General features: G+C 44.1%; 12 protein-coding genes and 1 riboswitch. Of the genes, 6 read left to right on the top strand and 6 right to left on the bottom strand.

Annotated elements, in window-relative coordinates:
* Positions 1-36 precede the first annotated feature (36 nt).
* Positions 37-204, top strand: a complete 168-nt coding sequence (locus AC0VXY_RS02910) for a hypothetical protein (protein WP_435993505.1) — start codon at positions 37-39, stop codon at positions 202-204.
* Between the two features lie 165 nt (positions 205-369).
* On the opposite strand, the gene hmpA is transcribed toward AC0VXY_RS02910, so the two are convergent.
* A complete protein-coding gene (gene hmpA / locus AC0VXY_RS02905) occupies positions 370-1,578 on the bottom strand; it encodes an NO-inducible flavohemoprotein (RefSeq protein WP_475526826.1) in 1,209 nt (402 codons plus the stop codon).
* Between the two features lie 161 nt (positions 1,579-1,739).
* On the opposite strand from hmpA, the gene AC0VXY_RS02900 reads away from it, so the two are divergent.
* The gene (locus AC0VXY_RS02900; RefSeq protein ID WP_435993509.1) at positions 1,740-2,192 is read left to right on the top strand and encodes an Rrf2 family transcriptional regulator; all 453 of its coding nucleotides are present in this window, start codon (positions 1,740-1,742) and stop codon (positions 2,190-2,192) included.
* Positions 2,193-2,323: 131 nt separating this feature from the next.
* Here AC0VXY_RS02900 and AC0VXY_RS02895 read toward each other — a convergent pair whose 3' ends face one another.
* Positions 2,324-2,716 (bottom strand): hypothetical protein, encoded by a 393-nt coding sequence (locus AC0VXY_RS02895; RefSeq protein ID WP_034761232.1) that lies wholly within the window; start codon positions 2,714-2,716, stop codon positions 2,324-2,326.
* Between the two features lie 226 nt (positions 2,717-2,942).
* Between AC0VXY_RS02895 and AC0VXY_RS02890 the strand changes: the two genes are divergently transcribed.
* Positions 2,943-4,175 (top strand): aminopeptidase, encoded by a 1,233-nt coding sequence (locus AC0VXY_RS02890; protein WP_475526825.1) that lies wholly within the window; start codon positions 2,943-2,945, stop codon positions 4,173-4,175.
* A 331-nt stretch (positions 4,176-4,506) separates the two neighbouring features.
* On the opposite strand, the gene AC0VXY_RS02885 is transcribed toward AC0VXY_RS02890, so the two are convergent.
* Positions 4,507-5,088, bottom strand: a complete 582-nt coding sequence (locus AC0VXY_RS02885) for a DUF6944 family repetitive protein (protein ID WP_475526824.1) — start codon at positions 5,086-5,088, stop codon at positions 4,507-4,509.
* Between the two features lie 184 nt (positions 5,089-5,272).
* On the opposite strand from AC0VXY_RS02885, the gene AC0VXY_RS02880 reads away from it, so the two are divergent.
* Entirely contained in the window at positions 5,273-6,562 is a 1,290-nt protein-coding gene (locus AC0VXY_RS02880) for an MDR family MFS transporter (RefSeq protein ID WP_435993515.1), read from the top strand.
* Between the two features lie 42 nt (positions 6,563-6,604).
* On the opposite strand, the gene AC0VXY_RS02875 is transcribed toward AC0VXY_RS02880, so the two are convergent.
* Positions 6,605-7,930 (bottom strand): hypothetical protein, encoded by a 1,326-nt coding sequence (locus AC0VXY_RS02875; protein WP_475526823.1) that lies wholly within the window; start codon positions 7,928-7,930, stop codon positions 6,605-6,607.
* Between the two features lie 33 nt (positions 7,931-7,963).
* Positions 7,964-9,154 (bottom strand): hypothetical protein, encoded by a 1,191-nt coding sequence (locus AC0VXY_RS02870; protein WP_475526822.1) that lies wholly within the window; start codon positions 9,152-9,154, stop codon positions 7,964-7,966.
* A gap of 383 nt (positions 9,155-9,537) precedes the next feature.
* Between AC0VXY_RS02870 and AC0VXY_RS02865 the strand changes: the two genes are divergently transcribed.
* The gene (locus tag AC0VXY_RS02865) at positions 9,538-9,666 is read left to right on the top strand and encodes a YflJ family protein (protein WP_098438104.1); all 129 of its coding nucleotides are present in this window, start codon (positions 9,538-9,540) and stop codon (positions 9,664-9,666) included.
* 63 nt (positions 9,667-9,729) lie between these two features.
* Here the strand turns inward: AC0VXY_RS02865 and AC0VXY_RS02860 are convergent, their stop codons facing one another.
* A complete protein-coding gene (locus AC0VXY_RS02860) occupies positions 9,730-11,544 on the bottom strand; it encodes a solute:sodium symporter family transporter (RefSeq protein WP_435993521.1) in 1,815 nt (604 codons plus the stop codon).
* Between the two features lie 191 nt (positions 11,545-11,735).
* Positions 11,736-11,837: riboswitch (purine riboswitch) on the top strand.
* Positions 11,838-11,981: 144 nt separating this feature from the next.
* On the opposite strand from AC0VXY_RS02860, the gene AC0VXY_RS02855 reads away from it, so the two are divergent.
* Positions 11,982-13,175: a NupC/NupG family nucleoside CNT transporter gene (locus tag AC0VXY_RS02855; protein ID WP_435993524.1), complete on the top strand. Its 1,194-nt coding sequence runs from the start codon at positions 11,982-11,984 to the stop codon at positions 13,173-13,175.
* The last annotated feature ends 94 nt before the right edge of the window (positions 13,176-13,269 follow it).

Genomic DNA, 13,269 nt, shown 5'->3' with positions numbered 1-13,269 from the left:
AACTACCTGTATCAAAGACGAAAAGGAGTGGCTGATATGGCACGTGGTAAATCTTTCGAATCAAAGAAAAAAGGACACCCGGGGAACTTCCCTCAAAATAGTACATCTAGTAAACATTCTGAGGATGCAATCGGTGATGAAGAATTGATCGTGACACAGGAAGCGTTTAAAAATCGTGAAGATAACGATGAACATCGCTACTAAGGTCGAAAAACGCTAGGAATCCTAGCGTTTTTCTGTTTTCCATCATCGAAATGAACTAAATCTGGATATTTATTTTCAAATCAGGAGGATTTATTTTCATTGTTACAAGTTTATTTTCAAATCGGCAGCTTTTATTTTCAAAACCGCGATTATATTATCAAATCGTTAAACCGTCACACTTTCCTGCTTACTTAAATCCATTGCCGGACCGAAGAACTCGAAACGTACCTTTGCTACACCCATTTCCTTTAATGTGCCGATGACAGCTTTCATAAATGGTGCAGGGCCACACACATAGCATTCGGTTCCAGCGTCCACATACTGTTTCAGGATCTCTTTATTTACATATCCAGTAAAGTGGGATGGAGATTCTTCCCGTGGATTTTCATAAACAAAGCACGCTTCCCCGTTCTCAAGTTCCGTCATAAGCCTTTCGACGTCCCCTTTAAAGGCATGCACGCCTTCATGTCTGCTCGCATGGATAAATGCGGTCTTGCGTTCCGGTGTGGATTTGGCCACTTGTTCGAGCATACTCATCATAGGTGTGATCCCAACGCCTCCGCTTATAAACGCAACAGGTGAGTCCCCATCCTCTAAATAGAAATCCCCGGCAGGCGCGCTGACTTCTATCTCGCTTCCTACGACTGCTTGTTCATGTAAGAAGTTGGACACCTTCCCTTGTGGATCGCACTCTGCTTCTCTCTTAACAGAAATTCTGAATTGATGGTCCATGGGCGCACTTGATAAACTGTACTGACGAATATGGGTGAATTCTTCTTCAGGGATCGTCACTCTGACAGATAAAAATTGACCAGGCATGTAGGTTGGGACACTGCCGCCTTCTTTCGGTTGAAGATAAAAAGAAGTGATGACGTCACTTTCCACTACTTTTTTAGCAATGATGAACGGTTTAAAGTCTCTGTAGCCGGCATCCTTGTTTTCAGTTTCTTTATACATTTCTTCTTCTACATCGATGAATACTCCGGCGATGACACCGTATGCGTCTCCCCATGCTTCGATGATCTCATCTGTCGCTGCATCTCCAAGAACCTGTTTGATGGCTTGAAGCAGATGCTCGCCAACGATCGGATAATGCTCAGGCTTAACGCCTAAACTTCTATGCTTGTGAGCGATTTGCTTTACAACAGGCAGGATCATCTCGAGCTTATCGATATTCTGAGCGGCAGCATACACTGTATTGGCCAGCGCGGTTTGTTGTCTGCCCTTTTTCTGATTGGCATGATTGAAAATATTTAGTAATTCCGGGTGATTGGTAAATAAATTTTTATAAAAAACAGATGTAATTTCTGTTCCTTTGACTTCTAATACAGGAGCAGTGGATTTCACGATTTCAATGGTTTTTTGAGATAGCATTTTGGTCACCTCTAAAGATATATTTTGAATACATCTTTAGCCTACTCCTGCTCACGGATTAAAGCAATATATTAAATACATCTTTAACAAAACATTCACATTTAGACACAAACTTGCATCCTTTTGTATAATGGGGATAATGGAACGGAAAGGTGAGATACATGAGACTAACTTTATACACTGACTACTCACTGAGGGTCCTGATTTTTCTGGCTTCAAAACCGAAGGACGAACTCTCTAATATAAAAGAAATCGCTAATGCCTATAGCATCTCAAAGAATCATCTGATGAAAGTGACATATGAACTCGGAAAAATGGGGATGATCGAAACAATCCGCGGCAGAAACGGTGGAATCAGGCTTGCACAGGCAACCGACGACATCAATATAGGCAAACTCGTCCGTGCGACGGAAGAGGATTTCCACCTTGTCGAATGCTTCGATGCCGCAAACAACTCTTGCATCATCACGCCGGTATGCGGTTTGAAGCATGTCCTTGGCAAAGCATTGAACGCCTATCTCTCTGTCCTAGATGAATACACCCTGTCCGACCTTATCCAGAATCCCATGGACTACCGGTTCCTCTTTCAAGAGCAGAAACAGGTTGAATCGTGAACTTGAAGATACTTCTCACCCATTTGCGGTGGGGAGTTTTTTTATTCAGCTGCTGAATATTTCTCAATAATCAGCAGCTGAACGATTGACCGCCATACACCAAAAAGCCTGCCCTCCAACCAGAACGGGCCTTACTTCTTACTCTCGCTATACTTGAATGTCATCAATAGAAACAGGAAAAAGCTGAGTAACAGCGTGCTTCCCCCAACAATATAAAAGACGGTCGTAAAGCCAGCAGGCAGATTGAATGGATTTAAATTGTACATCCACATCCCGACTGTCAATCCGATCGAACCGATGATCGCCGTCCACACGTGGGCAAATGCCAGTTTAGAAGATTTCGGTACCTGATAGGATCGATAATAGGAAGAGTAGGCAAATAAGCTCAACCACCCGACCACCAGGATATGGGCGTGGATCGGCTTGAAAGCATACGATCCGGCCCCGGCCATATGAGACCCGAGAAATGCTCCGATAAACCCATAAATGGCAGACATTCGTAATAATAGGACATTCCAAGGCATGTCGTCTTCCCCCTTTTTATAAACGCGCTCCCATCATTATAATATAGTTGTCCGAATGGAGGCTATGAATCTTGAGTCGATGCCATACAACGTTCAAATTCAGCCTGAATAAATACTTTCCACTTCTTTAACATACGATACAAAGATAGGTGTAAACACTTGCAAACGGTGTGCGCCCTGATACAATAAGAATGTAATGGAACATTCTGAAAAAAGGAGAATACATATGACTAATTTCCAACAAAATTTAGAGAAATACGCAAGTCTTGCAGTCGAAGTCGGAGTGAATGTTCAAAAGGGTCAGACCCTCGTCATCAACACGTCCATCGACTCTGCAGAATTCGTCCGCTTAGTAGTAAAGAAAGCCTATGAAGTAGGAGCTAAGCATGTATATGTAAACTGGAGCGATGACACTGTCAACCGTACGAAATATGACCTTGCCCCGGATGAAGCATTCCAGGAGTTCCCCGAGTGGAAAGCACGTGAAGTCGAAACGCTTGCTGAAGGCGGAGCTGCCTTCATGAGCATCGTCTCTTCAAGCCCTGACCTGTTAAAAGGCGTCAATCCGGATCGCATCTCGAACTTCCAGAAGGTTGCCGGTAAAGCGATGTCCAAATACCGTCAATTCATCCAATCTGACAAAGTCAGCTGGTGTGTGCTGGCCGCCCCTTCGAAAGACTGGGCTGCAAAAGTATTCCCGGATGCTTCTGAAGAAGAACGAGTGGACCTGTTATGGGACGCGATCTTCAAAGCGGTTCGTGCCGACCAGGCTGATCCTGTTCAGGCATGGAAAGATCACGACGCAAACCTTCATGAAAAAGTGGAATACCTGAACGAAAAGAACTACCAGAAGCTTCATTACACAGCTCCAGGGACGGACCTTACCATCGAGCTTCCGAAAGGTCATCTGTGGGTAGGAGCAGGAAGTGTGAACGAAGAAGGAACGACTTTCATGGCGAACATGCCGACGGAAGAAGTATTCACGGTTCCACTTAAGACCGGAGTAAACGGTACGGTATCAAGCACGAAGCCACTTAGCTACGGCGGCAATGTGATCGACAACTTCACAATCACATTCGAAAACGGCCGCATCGTGGACGTAAAGGCTGAAGAAGGCGAAGAAATCCTGAAGCGCCTTGTGGATACCGATGAAGGATCTCATTATCTTGGGGAAATCGCCCTTGTTCCACATCAATCGCCGATCTCTCAATCGAACGTGTTATTCTACAACACATTATTCGATGAGAATGCCTCAAATCACCTTGCCATCGGTAATGCTTATGCATTCTGTATCGAAGGCGGAAAGAAAATGAGCGAAGAAGAGCTTGAGAAAAATGGCTTGAACAACAGTATCACTCACGTTGACTTCATGATTGGTTCTGACAAAATGAACATCGATGGAGTGAAAGAAGACGGCTCGACTGAAGCAGTATTCCGCGATGGCGGTTGGGCGTTTTAATTTTCGTATGTAGTGTGAACCCCTGGGAGGCGGCTTGGCTGTCTTTTTGGGGTTTTTTTGTTTTGGATGGGGGGCTGGTTGGTTGGTTGGTACACGGACATTTGACTGAGCGCTCACTTGAATGGATACAATTGTAAAAAGACGCAATTCTATTTGAAAAAGACGCAAATATTTAAAAAATGACGCAATAAATTTTATTTTGACGCAATCACCATTAAAAATGACGCAATTCCTTCTTCCAGACTGAGTTTGAAACATTCAATCCCCTTGCCAAACTAGCAAATATCCATTTATTAAGGACAACCTCACTCTTTCAGTCCAAAGATTACCCCTACCCATACTGTTTCGTCAGCGCAATGGCAGCGATCGTCGCACCGGCTGCCTGGGCATAGCTGCCGAAAGTGGTGATCTGCAGCCCTAGTTCCCTCATTCCTTTCAAAATGTATATCTCCCCCACTGCTTCAAGGGCGGCCCCCAAGGATTGAATCGTATTTCCAGCAGCGAGGAGATCGGAATAGGCAAGTGTACTTAACGTTGCCCCGTAGGCTTCGAGTCCTGCACCGACAGACTGGACGGTGTCCCCGACTATATCCAGATTCAATCCCTCCACCTCTTTACCGTAAAATTGAAGCTCTGCAGCAAAAACATTCGTGACGTTCCCTGAAGCCTGGATCCAGTCACCGGCCACCCGATAAGTCTCACCTATGGAGCCATCCGACAATTTTTCGGCACCGACACCCTGCAGAGAATTACCAGTAGCCTCGAAACCATTTCCGATGGAGACCAGTCGAAATCCGAGAGGTTCAAGTTCCAATCGCTCTTCCTGGATGATCATAGTCTCACCGATGGCAGCAATCACTGTCCCGACGACCTGGGTCCACGCCCCAGTAATGAGAATTAGTCTATCGCTCACCACCATCCACCCTTTCTTCCTCAGTACTTCTAATGTATTCCAAAAGGTGAACAGGGGATTTAGAGACACCCCACTAGTATGAGTAAATATTTTGTAAAATTCCAGTAAATCAGTCTTGTTTAATTTGTCCTGTCGAGCTATGATATTCTAGTTCATCTAGAGTTACATAAGGGGAGGGATTTAGGTGAGAATTCGGGATTGGGACCGTAATCTGAAGGTCCGGCTGTTTGGGGAAGCAGCGATTAACATTACTTTCTGGATGTTCTTTCCGTTTTTGACAATCTATTTTACAGAGTCTTTCGGAAAGCAGACGGCAGGATTATTATTGGTTCTTTCACAGGTATTTGCGGTACTTGCGAATCTTATGGGAGGATACTGCGCGGACCGTTTCGGCCGCAAGCGGATGATGGTCATTTCTGCGTTCGGACAAGGCTTTGCTTTTCTAATCTTTGGACTGGCCAGTTCACCTTGGCTGGATTCTGCCATGATCGGATTTATCTGCTTCAGTCTGGTCGGGGTATTCGGCTCGTTTTATTGGCCGGCAAGTCAGGCCATGGTCGCCGATGTGGTGGATGAGAAAGATCGGAGTCATGTGTTTGCCGTCTTCTATACATCCATCAACATTGCCGTCGTGGTCGGGCCGATATTAGGGGGTATTTTCTACGTCCACTATCGCTTCCAATTATTGATTGCAGCAGCACTAATATGTATGCTTTTAGCTCTGTTACTATATAAAATGACGAGGGAAACGGCACCTGCAGATAAGAATAAGCTTCTCGTCACCGAAGGAAAGAAAAAAGCATGGCATAGTGTATTGTCAGATCAATTCAAGGATTATAGTGTCATATTCAAAGACAAAACGTTCTTATTGTTTATTTTAGCCGGAGTTCTTGTAGGTCAGACGTTCATGCAATTGGACCTCTTGATTCCTGTATATATTAAAGATATTATGGATGAGGCCACACTGTTCAGCTTCGGGGACTGGTCATTGACCCTCGTGAGTGAGCAGGTATTCGGATTGATCCTGTCGGAAAATGGGTTCCTGGTGGCCCTTCTGACAGTATTCATTACGAGATGGATCACTAAATTCCGTGAACGAAATGTGTTCATTCTGTCTTCTATTATCTATGCGGTTTCGATCTTCATGTTTGGTCAGACGAGTTCCGTATGGATGTTCGTGATTAGCATGGCTGTGTTCACTTTCGCAGAGTTGATGACGGCCGGTATCCAGCAAAGCTTCGTATCGAAGCTGGCACCGGACCATATGAGGGGACAGTATTTTGCCGCTGCCAGTCTGCGTTTCACGATTGCAAGGACGATTGCGCCTTTATCTATCACCCTGTCTCTTTATGTAGGATATGATTGGACCTTTATCATCCTTTCAATCCTGGCTCTTTTGAGTGCCGGACTCTTCTTCATCATGTTCGAGCGGTTTGAGAAAGAAGAATTTGAACTGAAGAAAGCTGCTCATTAAAAAAAGGAATGATCCGCGATGGATCATTCCTTTCTCATTCTATTACAGTCCTAAATCAAATCCTTCATCATCAGACTGTAGCATTGTATTTAGACCAAGCTCTGTTGAAAGACCAAGGTTGAACTCTGAATCTGAAGACTCTTCATTTTCCCATTGCGAGTAACTTGCATCTGCATTTACACCAAGGTTTGATAGAAGAGAAGATTCATTGTCCTCATCAGACACTAAGAATCCAAGAGCTGTATCCGTGCCTGCATTCAATCCGGCACTCGTATACTCTTCATCTTCAGAATCCATTGATTCAGCCCATAGTCCTGCATTCACTGCGTTCATGACAGTCGCTGCGGATTCATTGTCTTCATCGTTTGTCATAGCACCAAGCATCAGGTTATTCGCTGCATTTGCTTCGAACTTGGAATAGTCGTCGCTGTTTTCAACAGTCGTCATGACAGAAGTATTGTTCATAGCTTCTACTTTAGAAGAATCACCATCTTCTTTGTCCATTGTTCCAAGTACTAGACCATTTGCAGATTCAGTACCGATTGACGTTTTCGAAGAATCGTTTTCTTCACTGCCTTCTGTCATTACCCATACATCGGAATCGGTCATCGCATCAGCCATTACTTCATTCTCTTCATCAGATGCTGAAGCATTAAGACCAGAAGTAAGGTTCCCGGAAGTAGTAGAAGCATAAGAATCATCTTCTTCATTGTACATTGTTTCGTTCATGATCCCAGCGTCGGACATAGCGTCAACTTCTGCCGATCCGTCTTCTCCTTCAACCGCTGCGTCTACATCCTGGGATGCTCCCGCTTCTGTCTTAGAAGCTGCTGAATCTTCTTTTACTGTCGTTTCGTTCATGACAGCTGCGTCTGTGTCTGCATTCACTTCTGCCGATCCGTCTTCTCCTTCAACCGCTGCGTCTACATCCTGGGATGCTCCCGCTTCTGTCTTAGAAGCTGCTGAATCTTCTTTTACTGTCGTTTCGTTCATGACAGCTGAGTCTGTGTCTGCATTCACTTCTGCTGATCCATCTTCTCCTTCAACCGCTGCATTCACATCTGAAGTTGCTTCTGCACCGTTGTTGGTCGTAACAGAATCATTCTCTTCATCTACAACCGTTTCATTGACGACGTTTGCATCTGCATCAGCACTTGCATCCGTATTCGATTCGGCGTCTGATCCACCGATGTTCAATCCATCTAATAGTCCATCTTCTGAATCCAGGATGTTGACGTTTTCCAATAATCCATCATTGCTATTCAGCAATGAATCATTCCCTGCTGCTAAGCTTGTGTGACCTCCGATTGCAAGACTTGCTGCTAATCCACCTGTCATAACCAATGTTCTAAATACGCTTTTTCTCATTTTATTTTTCTCTCCTTTTAAAAGTTTTTAAGTTTATATACTTTTGAAAAGAAGAGAATCTTGAGGTGGCTGGGACGGTGGTGCGTTTAACCACTGATCATAGTAGAGATTGGATTTCTCATACATATTGGCTTTTTGAAAGTTGACGGCCGTTGCATATTGCTCCGACACAACCCATAAAGAAGATGATCCTGTTACCTGAGCGCTCGCTCCACTAGTACTGGATGATTGACTTGTTGAATTCATCGTAGTCGTCGTCAGGACCGGTTCCATCTTTTTACGGGGTGGAAAAGGCTGTTCGTTCTGATTTTTAGATTCTGCCATCTTCACGTAACCCGCCTTCTCCACTTCAACCGGCTTTATAAGTATGGTTTCAATTCGTTTTTTGGCTTTGCTGATTTGAATGGAGCTTTGTTCAAGTTCGACTGAAACTTCTTCTTTGATCGGTTCCTTTCGAACATCTTCTCTCTCCATTTCGACGTCGCGATCTTTATCCTCTGTCTCGACCAAAGACTTGTCGGCCACTTCTGTTTCAACGTCCACTTTGACAGCTGGTTCCTTTGAAACATCGGCGTCGACTACTCCGGTATCCACTTTGACCTGTGGATCTTTGGACACTTCGACATCGACGACCCCTGTATTCACTTTCACTTCAGAATCATCTGACAGATCCACTTCCAACAAAGGTTTATCGTCTGACAATGAGTCCGTCACAGGTTTCGTTGTTTCTTCCACCGTATTGGTGACCGTCTTCGTCGTTGAATCAACCGTTCCAGTTACAGAATTCGTTGTTTGTTCAACAGTTTTTGTAACGATCTTGGTGGTATTGTTCACCGTTTCCGTTACAGGAGCCGCTGAGTCCCCCGCAATATCTGTAACTGGTTTTGTCGCTTGTTCAACGGTGCTGTTCACTGTGTTTCCGACGGTCTTCGTTGTAGCGTTCACTGTACCTGTAACCGATTCTGTCGTCTCATCGACCGTGTCTGTAACCGAATCAACCGTATTGGAAAGAATATTTCCTTTGGTTTGCTGATCATCCTTAGAAGGTTTGTCCTTCTCCTCGTCAGGAGCGAACGCGGCTTCATTCACGGTCGTTGTCGCTTTGTCAGTGACAGCGTTGACTTCATCCGTCACATTGGAGAGAAGTCCTCCCTCTGCTGAAGCAAAGGTTGGAATACTGATGACTCCAAGAAAAAGCAAAGCCAGAATTAGGCGTTTTTGCACTGCGTCTTGTCACCTCCTTCCGATTCAAATAGCGGATGCTGAATTGTTTTTGGGGGGTGGTGCTGTATCTGTTGTACCTGGTACAAAAAGCATTCATTGTACCAGGTACAGTTTGCGATCATCACGACAGAAAACCCTCCTGCATCCAATTTTCACAAAGCTAACGAAGCTGGTTTATATTTGGATCATTTTTTTATTAAAAAATATATTTTCTCCTGATAAATTTTCAGAAAAGGAAGAATCCGAAAAATTCCGTCCACCCCCTTTTTTCATCAAAAAAGAGATGTTACAATGTACAACCGTAAGCAATCTTAACGTAGCTCATGTACAGAGCTAGTCGGAGATTCCAATCAATACTACGCAAAGAAAGGATGTTTATTTCAATGCATATCGGAAGCAAAGGCTGGTACGTAGAAGAACTAAAAAAAGCGGGGGTACGCCGCTACGAAGAACGCAAAGTAGAATCATACAAAAAACACGTCCTGGCAAACCTGTTGGAACGCACAAGATAAAATGAGAGGGACGGACCTCGATTCCTATGACCAGGTCATAGGAATGAAGGTCCGTCCCTTTTTTTATTTTGAGTAGATTGGGTTCAGCTTTGGTTGAATGGTGTATTTTTTTGTCCGATTCAGTTTGTATGTTTTGTTTTTGAGTAAATATTTTCTGTATTTTTGGTTCCAGCTTTTCATCGACCAGACTATGAGTGCTGCTGTTAGGAGGAACAGTCCTCCGGTGGCAGGCCAGAAATATGGTGAAAGGACCGCTGACTCATATGCAAGACCAATCGGTGAAAAGATGAAATACGTCTGTACGACCGAAGCCATCAGGACGATGGATAATGGAATGCTGTATTTCCATGGCATCATGTCCACTTTCGGATTATAACGGTATTCGTACGGCTTCTTCATCGGTTTCCACCATCCGATCACAAGCATCAGGGCCACTTCTGCTACAAAGAGAATCCCATAGATGTGAATGAAGTTGATATCGATGGTGAATCCGAATAGATGTCCCGTACCCCACACGAGCATATAATACGTGATGACATGAAGGATGATGACCGTTTTCGCAGCCAATGCCGGGATCCGTTTTGTTAATACCCCGACTAGCAAAACCACGATGATCGGGATATTAAAGAATCCCGTGAATCGTCTGATCAAGTCCCACAATCCGTCCGTCGCATTGATTAGTAACGGGGACACACACATGGATACTACGGCCAGCAGCGCTCCGAACCATTTACTGATCGTGATCAATTTCTGATCACTCACTTCCGGATTGAATTGAGGCTTGTAAATATCAAGAGCAAAAAGCGTCGCTGCACTGTTCAGCAATGAATTAAAGGAGCTTAACACAGCTCCAAGCAACACAGCCAGGAAGAATCCTGTTAAATAAGATGGCAGTACGGCGTTTATCAATGCTGGATAAGCTAAGTCAACACTTTTCAAAGAGTCACCATACAGATGGAAGGCAATGACTCCGGGAAGCATCATCATAAAGGGAACGAGTAGTTTATAGAAACCTGAAATGATGACACCTTTCTGTCCTTCCGCTAAGTTCTTCGCTCCAAGCGTACGCTGAATGACATACTGATTGGAAGCCCAATAGAATAAATTCGCAAAAAGCAGACCGGTAAAGATGGTTGAAAACGGGACGGAATCCGATGCGGACCCGATAGAATTCAACTTCTCAGGGTTCTTTGTTGCAATTTCCTTCACTCCTGAAAGGATGTTTCCTTCCCCCAGAGCATAGAATCCTAAAATCGGGACGAGAATCCCAATGATCAGTAACCCTACTCCATTCAACGTATCAGAGACGGCCACAGCCTTCAGTCCGCCGAAAATAGCATAGATACTGCCGATGATCCCGATTGTCCATACAATCAGCCAAATAGATTGAGTGTATGAAATTCCGAGCAGTTCGGGAACATCGAATAACTTCAAGACAGCAAGTGCCCCGGAATAGAGCATCGATGGAATCGTGACAAACACGTACCCAAGCATAAAGAGAATGGTCGTATATTGACGGACACCCTTGTCATAACGCTGATTCAGAAATTCAGGCAGTGTAGTGAAGCTCCTCCCCAAATATTTCGGAAGCAAGTACAGTGCCATGATGATGATGGCGAAAGCGGCGGTTACCTCCCACGCCATGTTCGACAGGTTGGCACGGAACGCCTGTCCATTCAGCCCAACCAGCTGTTCTGCCGATAAATTTGTGAGTAACAGCGATCCGGCAATGAACGTTCCTGTAAGCCCCCTCCCCGCCAGAAAATAACCAGTGGAATCATTCAAAGACCCCTTCGTTTTTATGTATGAAACCCATGCAACCAATCCCATAAAAAATACACAGGATAAGATTGTAAAAAGCAAACCATTCTCAAACATCGATCCTCTTCCCTTCAAAATTATTACATGTGTTTGAGAAAGTTCCCCAAATGTTATACTAGTAAACTATCATTTTTGGAATTTTGTTAAAAATAGTCATAAGGAACCACCACGTTGTTCCACCGGATTCTTTTTGAAAAAACGGTTGTGGAGGGCTTTCACCCTGTGATAAAGTAAAGAACATATTTTAAAATAACTTCATACGAATTCCTTATATATCTATGGTGATATGGACCATAAGTCTCTACCTGGCAGCCGTAAAGTGCCGGACTATAAGGAAAGTCTTTCCTATATACTGTCTATAAGTGTGTGGAGGCTTTCCCTATATTAATAGAGAATGTCTTCATGCACTTTTTTATTTATTCTTTTAAGAAGTCTGACATCATACGACATCAACATGAGGATTCGATGAAGAAACTATTTGGAGGATTGGTATTGTGAGTTTAGTGTATGGAATCTTATCTTTACTTGGCGTTTTATTTCTTGCGTGGCTGTTGAGCAGCAACCGCTCAGCCATCCAATGGCGGACGATCATCATCGGAATCTGCCTGGAATTTTTGCTTGTTCTTTTTGTATTGAAGGTTCCATTTGGACAAACCGTTTTGAAGAAAGCCGCCCTTGGTGTCCAGAAGGTTATAGATTACAGCAATGAAGGAATCATGTTTGTATTCGGTGGATTTTTTGAAAAAGGGACGAACATTTCATTCGTGTTCGCCATCAACGTGTTAGGCGCCATCATCTTTATTTCAGCCCTGATTTCAGCTCTTTATTACTTACGGATCATCCCGTTTTTCGTAAAATATATCGGAATTGGACTCGGAAAAATCCTGGGTACGACAAAGGTGGAATCGTTTAATGCTATCGGGAATTCGTTTCTCGGATTGGCGGAAGCTCCCCTGTTGATTAAGCCTTACTTAGTGAAATTAACACGCTCCGAGCTTTTTGCCGTCATGGTCGGGGGAACGGCTTCAGCAAGCGGGGCCATCCTGATCGGATACTCACTGATGGGGATCGATATGAAATTCCTCCTACTTTCTGTATTCAGTGTTCCCATCGTATCCCTTGTCATCTCGAAGATCATCGAGCCGGAAACGGAAGAATCTCAAACAAATGGAGACATTTCATTAGGGAAAACCAATCATACGAATGTATTTGAAGCAATATCCGAAGGTGCCCTGAGTGGTACACAATTAGCGATTAATATCGGTGGACTATTGATTGCGTTCATCGGGATCCTTGCTGCCGTAAATGGATTGTTGGGACTTGTCGATTTGAGCCTTTCTACGGTATTCGGGTACGTATTCTATCCACTGGCACTCCTCGTCGGGATTCCCATGGATGAAGCATTCCGGGCAGCGTCCATTATCGGGACGAAGCTTTCTGTGAACGAGTTTGTGGCATACAAAGAACTTTCAGGAATGATGAGCGAGCTTTCACCTAAGACCGTTGCGATCCTTTCAGTCGCTCTTTGTAATTTCGCAAACCTGTCGTCAATTGGTCAGTTGATCGTCGGACTTGGTTCTTTAGAGCCGACTCAACGGCCGATGGTGTCCAAGTTAAGCTTGAAAGCCATCCTTGCAGGAACCCTGGCAAGCTTTATCACAGCCATCATCATTAGTATATTTCTATAATTTTTTGTCACATTTATGTTTTTCCCGGCATCATTTAGTGAATAGTAAAAGGTAGCAATCATTTTCACATTGACAACGGAAGGTGAAACCATTG

The organism is Rossellomorea sp. QJM3NY_18, from assembly GCF_056173145.1.
This window is presented reverse-complemented; position numbering and strand designations above follow the sequence as displayed.

Coding starts and splice junctions, on each gene's coding strand:
- AC0VXY_RS02910 (WP_435993505.1), top strand. CDS start 37: ATGGCACGTGGTAAATCTTTCGAATCAAAGAAAAAAGGACACCCGGGG.
- hmpA (WP_475526826.1), bottom strand. CDS start 1,578: ATGCTATCTCAAAAAACCATTGAAATCGTGAAATCCACTGCTCCTGTA.
- AC0VXY_RS02900 (WP_435993509.1), top strand. CDS start 1,740: ATGAGACTAACTTTATACACTGACTACTCACTGAGGGTCCTGATTTTT.
- AC0VXY_RS02895 (WP_034761232.1), bottom strand. CDS start 2,716: ATGCCTTGGAATGTCCTATTATTACGAATGTCTGCCATTTATGGGTTT.
- AC0VXY_RS02890 (WP_475526825.1), top strand. CDS start 2,943: ATGACTAATTTCCAACAAAATTTAGAGAAATACGCAAGTCTTGCAGTC.
- AC0VXY_RS02875 (WP_475526823.1), bottom strand. CDS start 7,930: ATGAGAAAAAGCGTATTTAGAACATTGGTTATGACAGGTGGATTAGCA.
- AC0VXY_RS02865 (WP_098438104.1), top strand. CDS start 9,538: ATGCATATCGGAAGCAAAGGCTGGTACGTAGAAGAACTAAAAAAAGCG.
- AC0VXY_RS02860 (WP_435993521.1), bottom strand. CDS start 11,544: ATGTTTGAGAATGGTTTGCTTTTTACAATCTTATCCTGTGTATTTTTT.